Source organism: Christiangramia sp. OXR-203 (assembly GCF_034372165.1).
In the GTDB taxonomy this organism is placed as follows: Bacteria; Bacteroidota; Bacteroidia; order Flavobacteriales; family Flavobacteriaceae; genus Christiangramia.
This window is the reverse complement of record NZ_CP139698.1, coordinates 2,774,158-2,794,193: the sequence shown is the minus strand read 5'-3', so window position 1 is coordinate 2,794,193 and position 20,036 is coordinate 2,774,158. Positions and strand designations below refer to the sequence as shown.

Annotated in this window: 11 protein-coding genes and 1 tRNA gene; all 12 read left to right on the top strand. The window is 39.9% G+C overall.

The window, feature by feature from the left end; all coding sequences use genetic code 11:
- The first annotated feature begins 56 nt into the window (after positions 1 to 56).
- The gene (locus tag T8I65_RS12870; RefSeq protein ID WP_322300985.1) at positions 57 to 2,801 is read left to right on the top strand and encodes a LuxR C-terminal-related transcriptional regulator; all 2,745 of its coding nucleotides are present in this window, start codon (positions 57 to 59) and stop codon (positions 2,799 to 2,801) included.
- A 227-nt stretch (positions 2,802 to 3,028) separates the two neighbouring features.
- Entirely contained in the window at positions 3,029 to 6,037 is a 3,009-nt protein-coding gene (locus tag T8I65_RS12865) for a TonB-dependent receptor (RefSeq protein WP_322300984.1), read from the top strand.
- Between the two features lie 10 nt (positions 6,038 to 6,047).
- Entirely contained in the window at positions 6,048 to 7,625 is a 1,578-nt protein-coding gene (locus T8I65_RS12860; RefSeq protein ID WP_322300983.1) for a RagB/SusD family nutrient uptake outer membrane protein, read from the top strand.
- Positions 7,626 to 7,632: 7 nt separating this feature from the next.
- Positions 7,633 to 9,345 (top strand): LamG-like jellyroll fold domain-containing protein, encoded by a 1,713-nt coding sequence (locus T8I65_RS12855; protein ID WP_322300982.1) that lies wholly within the window; start codon positions 7,633 to 7,635, stop codon positions 9,343 to 9,345.
- Positions 9,346 to 9,453: 108 nt separating this feature from the next.
- Positions 9,454 to 10,803: a glucoamylase family protein gene (locus T8I65_RS12850; protein ID WP_322300981.1), complete on the top strand. Its 1,350-nt coding sequence runs from the start codon at positions 9,454 to 9,456 to the stop codon at positions 10,801 to 10,803.
- 28 nt (positions 10,804 to 10,831) lie between these two features.
- Entirely contained in the window at positions 10,832 to 12,208 is a 1,377-nt protein-coding gene (locus T8I65_RS12845; protein ID WP_322300980.1) for a glucoamylase family protein, read from the top strand.
- 5 nt (positions 12,209 to 12,213) lie between these two features.
- Complete coding sequence (locus tag T8I65_RS12840; RefSeq protein ID WP_322300979.1) at positions 12,214 to 13,002, top strand: prolyl oligopeptidase family serine peptidase; 789 nt, start codon at positions 12,214 to 12,216, stop codon at positions 13,000 to 13,002.
- A gap of 22 nt (positions 13,003 to 13,024) precedes the next feature.
- Positions 13,025 to 14,830, top strand: a complete 1,806-nt coding sequence (locus T8I65_RS12835) for a family 43 glycosylhydrolase (protein ID WP_322300978.1) — start codon at positions 13,025 to 13,027, stop codon at positions 14,828 to 14,830.
- 28 nt (positions 14,831 to 14,858) lie between these two features.
- Positions 14,859 to 17,126, top strand: coding sequence for a beta-glucosidase BglX (bglX, locus tag T8I65_RS12830; protein ID WP_322300977.1), 2,268 nt, complete (start codon positions 14,859 to 14,861; stop codon positions 17,124 to 17,126).
- A 63-nt stretch (positions 17,127 to 17,189) separates the two neighbouring features.
- A complete protein-coding gene (locus T8I65_RS12825) occupies positions 17,190 to 19,190 on the top strand; it encodes a DUF4886 domain-containing protein (protein WP_322300976.1) in 2,001 nt (666 codons plus the stop codon).
- Between the two features lie 238 nt (positions 19,191 to 19,428).
- On the top strand, positions 19,429 to 19,881 hold the full coding sequence (locus T8I65_RS12820; RefSeq protein ID WP_322300975.1) for a GatB/YqeY domain-containing protein: 453 nt from the start codon (positions 19,429 to 19,431) through the stop codon (positions 19,879 to 19,881).
- Positions 19,882 to 19,888: 7 nt separating this feature from the next.
- Positions 19,889 to 19,962: transfer RNA gene (locus T8I65_RS12815), tRNA-Arg, on the top strand.
- Positions 19,963 to 20,036: the final 74 nt, after the last annotated feature.

Here is a 20,036-nt window from a genome sequence, read left to right as displayed (position 1 = left end):
TTATAGGAATTGTTTAATTTTCACCTGCTCATAGCATGCACAATTACCTGTACGAAATGATTCATAAAATATTTAAAATACTGATTATTATATGTTTAACTCTGAATGCTACTTATTCTCAGGAATTACTTCCACCTATACAAAACTATAATCCTGCTTTATATGATGCTGCCAGCCAGAATTGGGATATTGCTGTGGATGATCGCGGGGTAGTATTTGCTGCAAATAATCAGGGCCTCTTAGAATTTGATGGATTAAGCTGGGAATTACATAAACTTGAAAGTGGCTCCATCATTCGATCGGTATTTCCAAAAGGAGATAGAATATATACAGGATCTTTCAGGGAATTTGGTTACTGGCAGACCGATGAAAAAGGTAAAATGGTTTATCACTCGTTGAGTAAACTAATGACCGGACTGGAATTGCAAAGTGATGAATTCTGGAGCATAGAATCCCTGGGTGAAACTATTTACTTCAGATCTTTTGGAGGTGTTTTTAAATATGAGGATAATGAGATCTTAAAAGTTCAGAACCATATTTCCACGGCAATGGAGGTTTTTCAAGGTCGGTTGGTAATTGCCGAAAGAAGCAAAGGAATATTTTATTTAACGAATGATAATGCCAGGCTGGAACTGGAAGGAGATCTTTCAGCCCTGGAAGGATTAAATATTGTAGAATTATTCGCTCTAAATGATACCTTATATATAGGAAGTAAAAATTCTCTTTTTATTTACTCCGAAGGGGAATTATCAAAGATCGAGGACATAGAACTGAATGAATTTCTTTCAGAATCTGAGCTTAACCATATTCTGAGCGTTTCAGAAGAAAAAGTTCTTATTGGAACAATCAAAAATGGCGTAGCGGAATACGATCTTGATACTAAAGAACTTCGGTTTTACAATCGTATTGAAGGTTTACAAAACAACACGGTCTTAGGGATGAGCTATCATCAGGGGAATTTATGGCTGGCATTGGACAAAGGAATAGATAAACTTGATCTTGATTCACCTTTAAAATTCTTTACAGATCATTCTGGTGAACTAGGTGCTGTTTATGATATTGAAGAGTTTGGAGGTAAAACATATCTGGCTAGTAATACCGGTGTACACACTTTTCAGAATGGAAAGATGAGTTTACTGGAAGGAAGTCAGGACCATGTCTGGAATCTTGAAGTTCTGGATGATCAACTTTTTGTGAATCACAATACAGGCATCTATCAGGTACAAAAGGATCAGTTCATTCCGGTTAAGAAAAGAACGGGTAGTTTCTGTATAGAGAAAGTGCCCGGTAGTGAAAATCTTTATTTGCTGGGAGAGTATACGGGAATTAGTATTTACGATCAAAATACTGGAGAAGTAAGCGAAGTGGAAGGAGTGAATTTTCCAGTGAAGCAAATTGTATTTGAGAATGATCAGGTACTATGGGCTGCCCATCCTTACGAAGGTTTGTACAGAATTACACATAATAATTTTCAACAAATAGAAGTCCAGAAACTTCCTGCACTAGGGGAAACTGATAACTACAGAGTAAACTTATTCAAACTGAATGGCCAGATCATTTGCTTTGTCAACGAGAACTGGTATAGGCATAATCCATTCAAGGAGACTTTTGAAGAATTTGAAGAATTCGAAGACTTTAGAGGTTTGAGGTTGCTTCAGGATACAAGCGATTTTTTCGTCTTCAATAATGAAGAAAATGGTAGTATACTATTTACAGATTTCGACAAGAATACACTCGGGCTTTCTGCAAGTGTACTGGATAACAGGCTGGTAAAGGCTAATGAAAATTTGACCAGACCGAATGACTCCACTTATTATATAACCCTAAATGATGGCTTCGCTAAGCTGGATTTTGCAGCCTTTAAAAGGACTGATTCTGAAGAATGGGAATCGATAGGATTCATAAAAAAGTTCGGTGACAATAATGGTTACTACGACCTTAGTTCTTCACCTACCTTGAAGTACAGAACATCAGGAAATATTAGCGTACAGGTTGGAGCTCCAAATCTTAATTTGAACGAGCTATCCTATAAACTAAAGGGAGATGAAGAATATAGCGGTAAAATAGGTAGCGACGGCTGGTTGAATCTTAGAAATCTTTCCTATGGTGATTACGCGCTAGATATCATCCATGAAAGGGAGCAGGATAACAAGAAGGTTCTGGCGAAATACTCCTTTGGAATCGCTCCTCCATGGTATTTGTCTGCCTGGATGAAAGCTTTATACGTATTACTGTTTATGGCCCTTATCGCCGTGGTCTTTCTAATTAACAAGAGAAAACTGAGAAAACATCAGCAGAAGCTGGAAGAAAAATTTGAAGATGAGCACCAGGAAAGATTAGCTAGAATAGAACACGATCGCCTGGTTCATGAAATTGACCTGAAAAGAAAAGAACTGGCTAATACTACCATGATGGCTGCAAAGAAGAATGAAGTTCTTATGGAGATACAAAATGAACTTTCCAAGGATAAAAATTCCTTCTCCAACCAGTACAGGATGAAACATATTATGAACAAAATCAATGCGGCGGTTAAGAGTAAGGATGAATGGAAAGTCTTCGAAACTAACTTTAATGAAGTTCATGAAGATTTCTTTAAGGATATACTTTCGGAGTATCCAAAATTATCTGGGAAGGATCTAAAGTTATGTTCATATTTAAAAATGAACTTGAGTTCAAAAGAAATTGCTCCGTTAATGGGAATTTCTGTCAGGGGTGTTGAGGTTCACAGGTATCGTTTAAGGAAGAAAATGGCGCTCGAAAGTGATGTGAATTTGACAAAATTCCTGATAAAGAATTTCTAAATTATCAGTAAATAGTCATAAATATTACAAAATTTAAGTACTACAATACTACATCAACACGAAAAATATTTACTTTCAAATTACTTCAAAACTATTATAGAGCCTTGATAACAAGATAGTTGCACTAAGAACATACTTGAAGTAGTAGATGTGTACTATAACGTTTGCGTAAAATTTGAGCTTGGATGTATATTGTGACTTCAAATAAGCATAAACACCCAACAAGTATGAAGGTAAAATTACTATTAGCCTGTGTGATTTTTGGAGTATGTTCTATACTCGCTCACGCACAGCAAACAAAAACCATTTCTGGTATCATTACAGACACAGGTGGTGTTCCATTACCAGGTGCAGAAATTAAAGTAACAGACAAAGATATTTTTGATGTTACAGACTTCGATGGTAACTTCAGCCTCGAAGGTGTAGAAGAAGGTGATACATTCAGAGTAACTTTCTTAGGATTTAAACAGCAAACCGTTCAGGTCACTTCTAGTAATGATTATAATATCTCTCTTGAAGAAGATGCTGGTCAATTAGACGAGGTCGTAGTAGTTGGATATGGTACTCAGAAGAAAAGAGACCTTACGGGAGCGATCGTTTCAGTAGATTCCGAAGAAATTGAAAAGACTCCTACTTCCAACGTGATGCAGTCATTACAAGGTAAAGTTTCTGGGGTGCAAATTGTAAGTGCCGGCTCTCCGGGAGATTCACCTACAGTAAGAATTAGAGGTCTTGGTACTTACCAGGATGCAACGAATGTACTTTATGTAGTAGACGGTACGCTATATGACAATATCGACTTCTTGAATACAAAGGATATCAAGTCAATAAACATTCTAAAAGATGCTTCGTCTTCCGCTATATATGGAGTAAGAGCGGCTAACGGGGTAGTAATCATTGAAACCAAGTCTGGTAAGAAGAATCAAAAGCCACAAATAGAGTACGATGGCTATACCGGGATACAAAGAGCTCAGAATGTTCTGAAAATGGCAAATGCCGAGCAGTTTACTACGATGGCGTACGAATCTGGCTCTGCTCCAGATGTGCAATTTGTATTAAATGCCATGGAACGTTATGGCCGTAGCAGGATCAATCCTAATGTACCTGCCGTAAATACAGATTGGTATGAAGAAGTACTTCGTGATGGGATCATCCAAAACCATAGTATTGGAATCACCGGTGGAGCAGATAAAGTAACCTACTCCTTGGGAGCCAACTATTTCGGACAGGAAGGAATTCTTGATATGAAAAACGAATATGAGAGATTCAACCTTAGGTCTAAAATTGATGTAGACGTTACAGATCGTTTTAAAGCCGGGGTGAACACGGTTTTCAGTAATGCTACAAAGTATGCTCCCGAAAATGCAGCGTGGTTTAAATCATATTTCGCGGTACCAATTATGCCGGTGCTTGATCCTACGAATACAGATGCGCAGCCAATTCCTTATGCGAATGCTCAAAACCTGGGTTACCGGGGAACACAGAATCCATTTACAGATCTTACTTTTAATGAGAACAGGTTAAAAATTAGAAAGATTTTAGCCAGTGTTTATTTTCAATATGAGGTGATTCCTGAATTACTTGATTTCAAAACGACCTATAGTCACAACTATTCAGCATTGGAAGAGCGTTATGTAGATCTTCCATATACTTTAGGAAATAATGTAGAAAGAAGGTCAAGTATTAAAAGAGAGAACAATACTTTTTCCAATCAATACTGGGACAATATCCTAACTTATCAAAATGAGTTTGGCGATCATGATCTTACTGTGATGGCCGGTGCTTCTTATCGTGATGAGGCTAGCAATGGTTTTGCTGCAACAGGAACCGATATCGCAGGTATTAAACTTGAATCAAGCTGGTACCTGGATTTTGCAGATAATGAGTCTTTTAATAACAACGTAAGTGAAATTGGAAGAAGATATTATGGGATCTCTTATTTCGGAAGGATTGCTTACAATTTTGATGATAAGTATCTTCTCTACGGAACTTTTAGAGCAGATGGTTCTTCGAAATTCACCAAAGATCCATGGGGTTATTTCCCTTCGGTTGGAGCTGGTTGGGTAATTTCTGAAGAAGAATTTATGGAGGATAATGGAGTTGTCGATTTTCTGAAGCTTAGAGCGAGCTGGGGAAAATTGGGTAATGATAATGTTGCTGCCAGTGATGGATCAAATACCATTGAAGTAATTACTGCTGCTCTTGGTGAACAACCGGTTTCAGGAATAACTTCTACCAGTGTTTTCTCTAACAATACCTGGGAAATAATCGAAGAAAAGAACTTCGGTCTTAATATTGAAGCTTTAGATAACAGGTTGTCTATAGATGCAGATTACTACATTAGAGATACTAAAGATGCCATACTGCCGGTTTTTATTCCTATCATTAACCGAAGTGTGAATCAAAATTCAGGAACTATCAGGAATGAAGGTCTGGAATTGGCCGTAAACTGGAACCAGTCTGTGAACGATGACTTTAGCTATAGGATTGGTGCAAACTTTACCACTATCAACAATGAGGCTTTAGAAATTGCCAATGAAAGTGGTTATATTGATTCAGGTTCAGCTGAATTTCGTCAAAGAACACAGGAAGGTGGTCCTCTTTTCGCCTTTTATGGTTATGAGAGAACAGGGGTTTACCAGAATCAGGCCCAGATTGATGCAGATCCAATTGCTGTGAACAATGGTCTTGTTCCCGGAGACCTTATTTTTAAGGATCAGAATGGTGATGGGGTCATTGATGATGCCGATAGAGTTATTCTTGGATCGTTTCTACCAGATTTCACATTTGGTGGAAATATAGGATTCAACTATAAAAACTGGGATTTCTCTACAAGTTTTTATGGACAGGTTGGGAACGAGATCTTAAACCGTAAGCGAGGGGAGATCATCTTCACAAATGATACGAACATGGATGCAGATCTTGCAATTAACAGATGGCATGGTGAAGGAACAAGTAATACGTATCCATCATCTGCTGGATTGCGAAAAGTGTGGAACCAGAAATTGAGTGACTTCTGGGTAGAAGAGGGAGATTTCTTCAGAATACAGAATATCCAGTTTGGATATACTATTGAAAGTCCATCATTACCTGAAACCAGGTTGTATTTTACAGCAGAAAGACCTTTCACTTTCTTTGATTACAATGGTTTTGATCCTGAAGTATCAAATGGAGTAGACAGACAAACCTATCCAATACCTTCAGTATATACTATTGGACTAAACATTAAAATTTAAAAAACACGATATGAAAAGAATTGATAGAAAAGTAATTCTTGGCGTATTCTCTATGCTTTTCCTTGCTACTGCAATTTCGTGTAGCGATAAGCTGGATACGCGGGAAGGTCAGCTAAATACTGGCGATATAGATTATACAAATACCAGTGATATGATCCAGCCCGTGATTGGAGCTTATTATGAGTTTTCAACGAGGGGATGGGAAGAACCTTTGCTTTTGGGAGTGAGAGGAGATGATGTGAATGCTGGAGGAGAAGGTGATCAACAGCCATTTTCTGCGACAGATCAATTTACGTACGATAAAGATTACTGGATGTACAATTCTCTGTGGAATGTACATTATAATGACATCGTTAATATGAATACTGCGATCCTTCAAGTAGAATCGTTTAAAGAATTTGCTGAAGGTAATGATATAGCAAAAGCAGATCAGTATATCGCAGAGATTAGCGTTCTAAGAGCCTGGTTTCATTTGAACCTGGCTAGAACCTGGGAAGATGTGTTCATCATTACTTCAAATCAACCGGCTAGTGAAGTAGAAGCTGGACCAGCTTCTAAAGCTGAAGTTATGCAGTGGATCGTTGACCAGATGGATGAAGCAATTCCAAACCTGCCGGATATGAGACCTAACCAGAGAACAGATATTCCTGGTGGAGTAACCAGATATACTGCTTTAGCTATACAGGCATTGGCTTACCAGGAACTGGAAGATTACCAGGGAGTCGCAACTTCAACAGGAGAGATCATCAATAACGGCGGATTCTCTCTTTACAATGATTTCTATCAGCTATTCAAAAAACCAGGAGAGCTGAGTGATGAAAGCCTTTTGGAGATGCAATATTCAGATTTTGGACAGGAGAGTGGAGGAGAAGTTTATCATCTATACGCACCATTCGGTCCTTCCAACTGGACACCTGCAAGAGAAAATGCAAGTAGTGGTTGGGGATTCTATGAGCCAAGTATGAAGTGGATCGAGTTTATGATTAACAGAGGAGAAGAAAGACGTCTCGAAACTTCGGTTCTATTTACAGACAGGGGTATTGCTGCATTAGAGGCAAATGGTGTAAGCGTACCAGGTTTTATAGATAATACTACAGAATCTGGTGATGTGATCAACGATTACGCACGTGCACTATTTGCCAGCGGAAAGCATTATCTACCTTCAGTACAATTGACTGATGGTAGAAATGACTATGGTGCAGGGAAGAATAATATTGTAATTCGTTATGCTGAAATCTTATTAATGTATGCAGAAGCCGTAACACAGGGTGCTTCAGCCTCAGCTATCTCAGCAGATGAAGCGGTGAACATGGTAAGAGAAAGAGCAGGAATATCATCAATTTCCGGCGTAACAACTCAGGATGTGATTGATGAGAAATTTGCTGAACTGGCAATGGAATGGGGAAAACGTTATTATGACCTTATTAGATTAGATCAGTATGATGAGTTGAGCTATGATGGCAGAAACTTTTCTGCAGCAAACGAATATTTGCCTTATCCACAGGCGCAGGTAGACGCTTTACCTCTAAACGCTACGGCAGTTGACAGGAATACAGTGATGAATGAGATTTTGAACCAATTAAATTAGTCTAAAAATGAAAAAATTCAACATATATTTTCTTGGGTTGCTATCATTTTTCTTCACGATCACATCCTGTGAGTATGAAGGAATCGATCCAATCACAGAAGTAGATCCAGGTCCAGATCAGGGAGCTCCAGAGGTAACTATATCATCTCCGGCAGATGGTAATGTGATCAAGGTACTGGACGAAGTTTCCAGTATCGTTATCAAATTTGGAGTTGAGGATGATATTGAAGTAGCCATGGTAGAAGTCCTGGTGAATGACAATGTGATCGCAACCATGAGTGAATTCATGGATTACAGGATCGTTAACAGGGAAGTTATATTTGATAATGTAACCAATGGAGAACATACTGTCACAGTTAGAGCAACAGATCTTGAAGGTAATGTAACATCTAAAACGGTGAACTTTAGTAAGGAACCACCGTATACACCAAAATTCGAAAATGAGCATTTATATATGGCTTTCGATGGTGATTACGTAGACCTAATTACGCTTAGAAGCTCAGAAGTAACTGGCAATCTTAGCTTTGCCGGAGAGTCTTTTGGAGGTTCCAATTCTTTCACAGGATCACCAGATTCATGGTTGGAATTCCCATTTAATGGATCTGTTGGAACAGAGTTTACTGCTTCTTTTTATTACAAAGTTAGTGGAGATCCATCCAGAGCAGGGATTCTTGTAGCTGGAGCAGATGAAAACCGTACTCAGGGATTCAGATTATTCAGAGAAGGAAGTGCTGATGAGCAAAGAATTAAACTGAATATAGGAACCGGAGCAGCAGAAAGCTGGAATGACGGTGGAGTTATTGATGTAAATGCCGGAGAATGGGTGCATGTAGCCTTTACGGTGACCGAGTCTCAATCTACCATATATCTTAACGGTGTTGCTATGAATACCGGGAACCTTGCTGCGCCTATCGACTGGACAGGAGTTGAGCAACTTACTATTGGTGCTGGTGGCGAAACCTTTAGTTACTGGGATCATAAGTATGACAGCAGCGCAATTGATGAATTAAGGATTTTTGACAAAGCGCTTAGTCAGGATGAGATATCAAACCTTATTAATGCTTCTTCTGAAACTTTAAAAATATCATTCGATGGTTCTTACCAGGATGCTGCGAGTAATCGTGATATCGCCACGGTAGGAAATCCAGGCTATGCCGGTGAAGCTGCCGCAGGATCGAATGCATACGCTGGTGCCGCAGATTCTTATTTAACTGCTTCTACGGAAGGGCTTACGTCTTCACAATTTAGTGCCACTTTCTGGTACAAGGCAGACGCAACGAACGACCGTGCTGGAATTTTAACGATGGCTGCTGCAGACTCAGAAAATCCTGATGCTCAGAACAACCGTACCAAAGGTTTTAGATTATTTCGAGAAGGAAATGCTGAAGAGCAACGTATCAAACTAAACGTTGGAACCGGCGATGGCGAAAGCTGGAATGATGGTGGAGTAGTAGACGTAACCGCTGGAGAGTGGGTGCATGTAGCTTTCACTATTTCAGAAACTGAAACCGTGATCTATCTTAACGGCGAAGCCGTAAATACAGGTACTCTTGCTTCACCTATAGACTGGACAGGAGCAGATCTTCTTTCTATCATGTCTGGAGCTCCAAGATTTACCGGCTGGGGTCACCTTGCCGATACCAGCTACATGGACGAGCTAACATTCTTCAATAAAGTACTTACTGAAAATGAAATCGAATCCATGATGGCTCAGGAATAATTTGTTTACAGGCTTCGGAGTACCACTCCGAAGCCTTTCTTTAAATCCACATAATCATTAATTTCTGATTTAAAATTTCAAAATTTTGAACCAGATCAAAGCTTTATTATGCTCAAAATCAAAATTCCGTCTGTTTTTCTTCTTCTGAATATCCTGCTTATATCAGCTTGTTCAGATGACTCTGGTCCAGGTTATCAGGAACCCTACAACCCAGACCCAACAGATGATGACGTGGCTGAAGTTCCTTCGATCACAGATGAGGAGCTTCTTGATAAAGTTCAGGAACAAACCTTTACATATTTCTGGGATTTTGCTGAACCTAATAGCGGGATGGCAAGAGAGCGATCCCAGGATGAAGCTTATGGTGGTGATTCACCTAATATCGTAACTACTGGTGGTACAGGATTTGGATTAGCCTCTTTTCCTGCAGCAGTTGAACGTGGCTGGATTAGTAAAACTGAAGCTCAGGATCGCGTGATAAAGATTCTTGATTTTCTGGAATCGGTTCCAACTTATCATGGTGCATTTTCTCACTGGTATATGGGAAACACCGCTCAAACTAGAACATTTGGTGAATTTGATGATGGTGGAGATCTTGTTGAAACAGCATTTTTAATACAGGGTTTGCTTATTTGTCGGGAATATTTCGAGAACGATGAGATCGATTCTAGAATTACAAGTTTATGGGAAGCAGTGGAATGGGATTGGTATACTAAAGAAGAAAATACACTTTACTGGCACTGGTCTCCAAATTTCGCTTTCCAAAAGGATCTGCAGATCAACGGCTGGAATGAATCTTTAATCGTATATGTGCTTGCAGCCTCATCACCTACCCATTCTATAGATAAAGAAGTTTATACCAATGGCTGGGCTTCTAATGGGAACATGGTGAATAACCGTGAGCATTATTCCATTGGACTGCCACTTGGACCTTCCTATGGCGGACCTTTATTTTTCAGTCATTATTCCTTTATTGGTCTGGATCCAAGAAACCTGGAAGATCAATACGCCAATTACTGGGATCAGAATACAGCACATACATTAATAAATTATGAGTATGCCGTTACGAATCCGAAGGATTTTGAAGGCTACGGACAGAATTCGTGGGGCCTTACAGCCTCAGATTCTAAAGATGGATATGCCGCTCATAGCCCTACGAATGATTTGGGAGTGATCACTCCTACTGCGGCATTATCCTCTTTTCCTTATACTCCTGAAAAGTCAATGACAGCATTACGTTACTTCTACGAAGAACTAGGAGATGATCTTTGGGGAAATATGGGCTTTTATGATGCATTTTCTGAAGAATATGACTGGTATGCCGATGGTTACCTGGCCATCGACCAGGGGCCTATCATTGCGATGATAGAAAACCACAGAACGCAATTATTATGGGATCTCTTTATGTCTAATCCTGAAATATCTGCAGGATTGGATAAACTGGGTTTTAGTTACTAGATCCTGAATCAAATTTTAAAGTAATTGAATGTTAAATAGATCTTTATATATTCTAAGTCTCAGCCTTTTTCTATTAACAGGTTGCAAGGACGCAACGAATAAGACTGAAGCTTCAGAGGAATCAAGCAGTAATTCGCCGAAACTCACTGAAGCCGAGTTATTAGACACTGTTCAAAAGCAAACCCTGAAGTATTTCTGGGATTTCGCAGAACCAAATAGTGGAATGGCACGAGAGCGCTTTCATCCAGATGGTAATTATCCAAAAGATGATAAACATGTGGTTACAACGGGTGGAACTGGTTTCGGACTCATGGCGCTTGTTGCCGGAGTAGAAAGAGGTTTTATTCCGAACGATTCAGCATTGATAAGATTTAATAAGATCGCAGATTTTCTGGATAGTACTCCCAGATTTCATGGTGCCTGGTCTCACTGGCTAAATGGTGAAACTGGAGAAATTCAGGCGTTTGGGGAAAAAGATAATGGTGGAGATATTGTTGAAACTTCTTTTTTAGCACAGGGCTTTATCGTGGTGCGCGAGTATTATAAAAATGGAACTACAGAGGAGAAAGCAGTAGCGGCAAAATTTGATAAACTCTGGAAAGGTATCGAATGGGACTGGTATACAAATGATAAGGATGGTATTTACTGGCATTGGTCACCAGAATACGAATGGGAGATGGATTTTATGATCGAAGGTTATAATGAATGTCTTATCACCTATATCCTGGCCGCGTCCAGTCCGGATCATGCGATTAAAGCCAGGGCATACCACGATGGCTGGGCACGAAGTGGTAAGATCACTACAGGAGCTGAAGCCTTCTCTTATCCTCTTATTCTAAAACATAATACTCGTGGCAATATGGGAGGTCCATTGTTTTGGGCTCATTATTCGTATTTGGGGCTGAATCCAAAAGGTCTAAGCGACAGGTATGCAAATTACTGGGATCTTAATGTAAATCATACGCTCATCAACTACGAGTATGCTCTTTCAAAAGCTGATAGCTCTAAAACTTACGCTGAAAATTCCTGGGGATTAACCGCAAGTTATACCCGAAATCAGGATAATTCTACTGGTTACACAGCACATTCACCAGATAATGATCGTGATGTGGTTTCACCTACAGCAGCGATTAGTTCCATTCCATACACTCCTGAAAAATCTCTGGCAGCGATGAGGTTTTTCTTTGAGGATCAAAATGACCTGCTCTGGGGGCCTGCTGGTTTCTATGATGCTTATAGCCTGGAAGATGAGCCATGGGTAAGCCAGAGATATCTCGCCATAGATCAGGGTCCAATGGTAGTGATGATCGAAAATTATAGAAGCGGACTTATCTGGGATCTTTTTATGCAGGCACCGGAAGTTCAGGAAGGATTAAAAAAGCTTGATTTTCAATTTACAAAATAGAAGATATGAGATTTAGATTGACACTTTTAGTATGCTTTTTCAGCTTGATAGGCTATGCTCAGGAAAATTCAGAATATCAAAAAGAGCATTTTGTTTCAGGAACTGATACTTTGGATTACCGAATCCTTTTTCCGAAGGACTTCAGTGAAACTGAAAAATATCCGGTGGTATTAGTGCTACACGGTGCAGGAGAACGTGGAGATGATAATGAAGCTCAACTGGTTCATGGTGGTGGTCTTTTTCTGAAGGATTCGGTGAGAGAGCAATTTCCCGCTATCGTCATCTTTCCGCAGGCACCAAAGGATGATTACTGGGCAAAAGTTGAAGTGAATAGAGATATTAAACCTTTTGAATTCGATTTTAAAAATAAAGCTGAAAGCACACCATCCTTGAAACTGGTCATGGAATTAATGGAAGAAATGAAGCAAAAATCATTCGTGGATGATGATCGTTTATACGTGGGTGGATTGAGTATGGGTGGAATGGGAACTTTTGAAATCATCTTCAAAAAACCTGAATTGTTCGCAGCTGCATTTGCCATATGTGGCGGAGCGAATACCGAGATCGCAGCTGCGTATCCTGAAAATTTTGATATCTGGATCTTCCATGGAGAACAGGATGATGTAGTGTTGCCAAAATATTCCAAAGCGATGGCGCGTGCGATCAATCATCATGGGGGAAATGCTAAACTTTCCCTATATCCTGAGGATAATCATAATAGCTGGGATTCAGCTTTTGCAGAACCTTTTTTACTGAAATGGCTATTCTCACATATTCAGAATCAAACAAAATAAACATCCTGATTTAATGATCAAAATGAGTGGAATTAGACAGTATTTCTTAGGTGCAACCCTAACGTTTTCAGGTATTCTGACAGCGCAGGAGAGCTTGCCTGAAACCTACTGTAATCCATTGGATATCGATTATACCTATATGGTATATAATTCCAGTAAGAATATTTCCTATCGTTCCGGGGCAGATCCCGCTGTGATTGAATACCGTGGTGAATATTTTATGTTCATTACCCGTTCTTTTGGCTACTGGCATTCTACAGACCTGGTAAACTGGGAATTTATAAGACCTAAGCAATGGTATTTCGAAGGGTCAAATGCTCCTACGGCTTTCAATTATAAAGATTCGCTGGTCTATTTTGCTGGTGATCCTGCAGGCTACGGAAGCATTATTTATACAGATGATCCTAAGAAAGGTGAGTGGGAACCGGTTGCTTCAATTTCTAATAATATTCAGGATTCAGAATTATTTATTGACGATGATGGTAAAACCTACCTGTATTGGGGATCTTCGAACGTTCACCCGCTAAAGGTTAAAATGCTGAATAAAAACGATCGGTTCCTGGAGACCGGCGATCAAAAGGAGCTTTTCAATCTGGTAGAAGAGGAGCATGGATGGGAGCGGTTTGGAGAGAATAACTTTCATCCCACTTTGAAAGAGGGTTATATGGAAGGAGCTTCCATGACCAAACATAATGGTAAATATTACCTGCAATATGCTGCACCCGGCACGCAATTTAATGTATATGCAGATGGAGCTTATGTTGGTGAAACACCATTAGGACCCTTTGAATACATGAAAAATAATCCTATGAGTTTTAAACCGGGAGGCTTTACCAACGGCGCAGGACATGGGATCACAGTGAAGCAAACAAATGGACAATACTGGCATTTTTCTACCATGGCGCTGGCGTCCAATTCTCACTGGGAAAGAAGACTGGCGATGTTTCCTACCTATTTTGATGAGGACGGACTCATGCATTCCAATACCAGTTATGGTGATTATCCGCTCTTTGCACCAGACCATCCAACAAAGCCAGGAAAACATACGGGCTGGATGTTACTTTCTTACCAGGCCAAAACCACGGTTTCAACTTCGAAGGTACAGGTGCGAAAAAGTACATCTGCAGACGGGCAATTTGATATTGAAGAAATCGCAGCAGGCAGGGATTCCAATAATAATATTACTACGGAATTAATTACTGATGAAAGTCCTAAATCTTACTGGGTTGCTGAAAGTAATAATGCGGAACAATGGGTGGAATTAGAAATGAAATCTTCCGGTGATGTCTATGCACTTCAGCTAAATTTTCATGATCATGAGGCCGGTATTTATACCAGAACTGAAGGATTGAAACATCAATTTACCTTAGAAACTTCCGAAGATGGAAACAATTGGGAAATGATCGTGGATCGCAGTAATAGTGAGATAGATGCTCCTAATGCGTACCTGCGTTTAGATAAACCCGTGAAGGCGAGGTACGTGAGATATCGAAATGTCAAAGTACCGGGAAATAACCTGGCACTTTCAGAAATAAGAGTATTTGGAAAAGGCTATGGAGCTGCACCAAAAAAAGTAAAGGATTTTAAAGTTGATAGAGAGGATGATAGACGTAACGCCAGTTTAAGCTGGAAGAAAGTTGTTGGTGCTCAGGGATACAATATCAGGTGGGGAATAGCTCCAGATAAATTGTATCATTCCTGGCTGGTGTATGGCAAAACAGATCATTTTATGAGAAATCTGGATAGAGATACAAAATACTTCTTCTCTATTGAATCCTTCAATGAAAATGGAATTTCAGAAAAGACCCAAATTATAACTGTAGAATAACCGAATTCAAATTAGAAAATCAGAAGAAATGAAGAAAAATTATTTATCCATATTATGTGTAGCCATTTTTGGAATATCTATGCAGGCACAGGATAGAATCCCGGAAGTGGAAGAGATTCTGGCAAAAATGAACCTGGAGGAAAAAATTGGTCAGTTGAACCTGGTAACACCCGGTGGTGGAGTAGCTACAGGAGCCGTAGTTAGTAAGAATGTTAAGGATAAGATAAAGCAAGGAAAAGTAGGAGGTCTTTTTGGGGTATCTGGTCCAGATAAAATTAGAATGGCGCAGGAATATGCTGTTAATAATACACGATTGGGGATCCCGCTGCTAATTGGTTCAGATGTCATCCATGGATATAAAACGACTTTTCCAATTCCACTGGGAACTGCCTCCAGCTGGGATATGGAATTAATTAAAAGGACAGCTGAGGTTGCAGCTAAAGAAGCTACTGCAGACGGGATAAACTGGAACTTTTCACCAATGGTGGATATAGCCCGTGATCCAAGATGGGGTAGAATTGCTGAAGGCGCAGGAGAAGATCCTTACTTGGGTAGCCAGATCGCGAAAGCGATGGTAGAAGGTTATCAGGGAGAAGATCTTGCTCTGCCAAATACCATGATCTCTACTGTCAAACATTTTGCACTTTATGGTGCTGCGGAAGCTGGAAGAGATTATAATACGGTGGACATGAGCAGACTTAGAATGTTCAATGAATACCTGCCACCATATAAAGCCGCTCTAGATGCAGGAGCAGCCAGTGTTATGAGTTCGTTCAATGATGTGGACGGAATCCCGGCATCAGGGAACAAGTGGTTGCTTACCGAGCTACTTAGAGAAAAATGGGGATTTGATGGATTTGTGGTTTCAGATTATACTTCAGTGAACGAAATGATCGCTCATGGATTAGGTGATCTGCAGGCCGTTTCAGCCCTATCTTTAAAAGCAGGTCTTGATATGGATATGGTTGGAGAAGGATTTCTGACTACTCTCGGAAAATCTGTTGAAGAGGGAAAAGTTTCCGAAGAAGAGATAACTATCGCTGCCAGAAGAATTCTGGAAGCAAAGCATAAACTGGGACTTTTTGATGATCCTTATAAATACCTGGACAGCAACAGACCTGCTACCGATATTCTGACTAAAGAACACCGAAAGCTGGCAAGAGAAGCTGCTAAAGGTTCTTTCGTATTATTGAAAAAGCATGAGGATGTTCTGCCAATTTCGAAATCTGCGAAGATCGCTTTGGTCGGTCCATTGGCTGATAATAAGAATAATATGCTTGGAACCTGGGCTCCAACCGGAGATCCTTCCTTATCAGTTTCAATATTAGAAGGCTTTAAAAATGTAGCTCCAGAGGCTACAATTTCGTATGCAAAAGCGGCTAATATTTCAAATGATACCAGTTTTGCCAAAAAAGTGAATGTCTTTGGTCCACGAATTATGATTTCAGAAAAGTCTTCGGAAGCTATGCTGAAGGAAGCGCTGGATGCTGCTAGGAATGCAGATGTGATCGTAGCTGCTGTCGGGGAAGCCACCGAAATGAGTGGAGAAGCTGCCAGTAGAACCGATATTAAGATTCCTGAAAGTCAGAAAACAATGATTCGCGAATTGGCTAAAACTGGTAAGCCGATGGTTTTAGTGCTAATGAGTGGTAGACCTCTGGATATTTCAGAAGAAATGGAATTACCAGTAAGTATTTTGCAGGTATGGCATCCAGGAGTGGAAGCTGGAAATGCTATTGCCGATGTTGTCTTTGGTGATTATAATCCATCCGGAAAGATCACAGCTTCCTGGCCTCGAAATGTAGGACAGATTCCTGTATACTATTCAGTAAAAACGACGGGTAGACCAGCACCTTCTGAAGAATTTGCCAAATTCAAGACCAACTACCTGGATACGAAAAATTCAGCATTGATACCATTTGGCCATGGGCTTAGTTATACGACTTTTAAATATGAAAGTATAAAGGCAAATAGTAACGAACTCACTTCAAATGGTTCCATAGAATTAAGTGCGAAGATCACTAATACCGGAGGTTTTGATGGGGAGGAAGTGGTACAACTTTATTTACTTGACAAAGTTCGAAGCGTAACTCCACCGGTTAAAGAACTGAAAGGTTTTCAGAAGATCGCTTTGAAAAAGGGTGAGTCAAAAACTGTCACTTTTAAGATTACTGAAGAGGATTTAAAATTTTATAATTCACAATTGGAATTTGTTGCTGAGCCAGGAGAATTTGAATTCTTTATTGGAGGTTCATCAGCCATAGAAGCAGCGGGCAGTTTTACTTTGAAAAAATAATTGATAATTGAAAAATTAAAATGAACACTTAACCAATTAGTATCAACCATTAAAACATTTATTATGAGAGTTTCCAGGCAATTTTACCGGTTTAGTTATGTCTTCCTCATCTTTGCAGCGATGCTGCTGGCGTTTACTGCCTGTGAGGACGATGATATTGAAGAGCCACTAAGTACGGTCGCATTAGATCTTGACTACGCACACATGGTTGTAGGAAACGAGCTGACTCTAACTCCGCTTATAAGAAATTTTAAAACTGCTTCCAAAGAGTATCAGTGGGCAGTTTCAGATTCAACAGTGATAGAAATAGTTTCAGTAGCCAGCAATTACGCGGCAACTGTAAGAGCTATTGGTGAAGGCACCGCGACCGCATCTATAAGTACTATCGATGGGACAGAAGAAGCCAGCACCACCATAGAGACCAATTTGATCATGGAATCTGAAGTGCGATTGCCTGCGACTATTACCGCCTTTACTCAGTCCACGGTAAGTATCATTCCAGATTTTAACCTGGTGGAGCGTCCAGTTAGAAATTATACCTGGACCGCCAATCCTGAAGGAATCATCTCTTTTGAAACAGATCCTGAGACTTATGAAATTGAAATTCAGGGTTTGCAGGAAGGTACTACAGAACTTACTATACGTTCTGATGATGGTCAGGTTGTGGGTTCTACAAAAGTAATCGTAGAAAATGAGAACGACGGAATTCTAAAGGTTCTGGCCATTGGAAACAGTTTTTCTGAAGACGCCTTGGAATCTTACCTGTATGGACTGGCAGATGCAGCCGGTGAGGAAATCGTGATAGGTAATCTATATATTGGAGGTGCAGAACTGGACTTACATGCTCAGAATGCTGCGGAAAATGCTGGAAGTTATAGCTACCGGAAGATCGATCTGCAGGGAAATAAGAATACTACTGCAGATGTGGCGATCTCTACCGCCCTGGATGATGAGAACTGGGATTATATTAGTTTCCAGCAGGTGAGTCAGAAATCTGGTCAGTATGAAACTTTTGTTACACCTCTAACCGAATTATACGAATATGTAGTTCAAAATGTGGATAATTCGGATACTAAATATTTGCTTCACCAAACCTGGGCATATTCTGAAAATTCAACTCATTCCGGATTTGTAAATTATGATAATGACCAGATTCAAATGTATGAAGCTATCGTTGATGCTTATGACCAGGCCGGGGACCTTATCAACACGCATAGTGTCGTTCCTGCCGGGACTGCCATTCAGAATGCGAGAACCAGTTATTTAGGAGATAATTTCAATAGAGATGGTTATCATTTAAATGAAATAGGAAAATATACTGCTGCAAGTACATGGTTCGAGATCCTTTTTGATCAAAGTGTATTGGGTAATAGCTATGTTCCGGAAGGCTTTGTTCCGCTGGATGCTGAAATTGCTCAACATGCTGCTCACGAAGCTGTTCAGAATCCAATGATGATTACGGAGCTTACCGACTATCAAACTGCAGGAGGGTCTGGAGTTATAACTAAAAATGTACTCATCGATTTTGCAACCTCTTCAAATTCTACAGGATGGAATGGTTTGACCAGTTTCCTTGAAGATGCTACGATACCAAATCTAAAGTATGAAGACAATGAGTTCACTGGAATTGAACTTACAGTTACAAGTAGATTTAACGGCCAGAATACTGCAGGAGAGACTGTCACCACGACAGATTTAAATATGCCAGCAGAAGTCTCTGGAAATTCTTTCTACGGAAATTCAAAGGGTGAATGGGCCGGAATACTTGTTGAAAAAGGTGTTCTGAAGCTAAGTGGTTTTGAAAGTGATAGCGCATATGAGTTCTGTTTTTTTGGATCTAGAACAGCTACAGATAACAGGGAGACCTTATACACCGTAATTGGTCAGAACTCTGATTCTGCAACCTTGAATGCCGCGAGTAATACAGATGAAATCGCCTGTGTTCAAGGCATACAAGCAGATGAGAATGGAGAGATCTTTATTGAAGTAACATCGGGATTAAATAACGATAATGCAAATGGATTCTTTTATATTAATGCCATGCGCATTGCTCCGGAAGAATAAGAAAGTGAATCGATTTCCACAGAATTCAAATCGTAAGTTTTAGTTTGTTGGCCCCGGGTTTTGGTTTTTACTCCCGGGGCTTTTTATTGAAATCTGTTGATTCCTAGTATAATGGATAAACTTGTGATTTGGATGTTATTGTGTTCGTAGGTATTTCTGAATTTACTTAATTTTCATTCAGTTATTCTATAGTGTATTCTTGAAGAAAATTTTATCTTCGCTGCATAATTTTTCAGTCATGAGTTTACAGGAAAAAGTAATGGGCGAAATGAAAGCGGCCATGAGAGCAAAGGATAGTGTGAAGTTAGAGGCTTTGCGTGCCGTTAAAAGTGAAATACTTTTAGCGAACACAGGCTCATCGTCTAAAGACGGACTTACCGAAGACGAAGAAATGAAGTTGTTGCAGAAGCTTGTGAAGCAGCGTAAGGATAGTGCTGAAATTTACAAGCAACAGGGAAGGGAAGATCTTGCTGAACCTGAATTAGCTCAGGCTGCTGTGATCGAAGAATTTCTTCCAGAACAATTGAGCGAAGCTGAAATTGAGAAAGAGGTGGACCAGGTCATCACAGAAATCGGTGCAACCGGAATGCAGGATATGGGAAAAGTAATGGGTGCTTCTACGGCTAGATTAGCTGGTAGAGCAGATGGAAAAACAATCTCAGCTATCGTTAGAAAAAGACTGAATAAATAAATTATAAGGCCCCGTGGCGCAACTGAATAGCGCATCAGATTTCGGCTCTGAGGGTTGCAGGTTTGAATCCTGCCGGGGTCACAAAGAGAATCCGTAGAGCATTTGTTCTACGGATTTTTTATTTCTGTTACTTCTTCAGCAGAATATTTGAAATA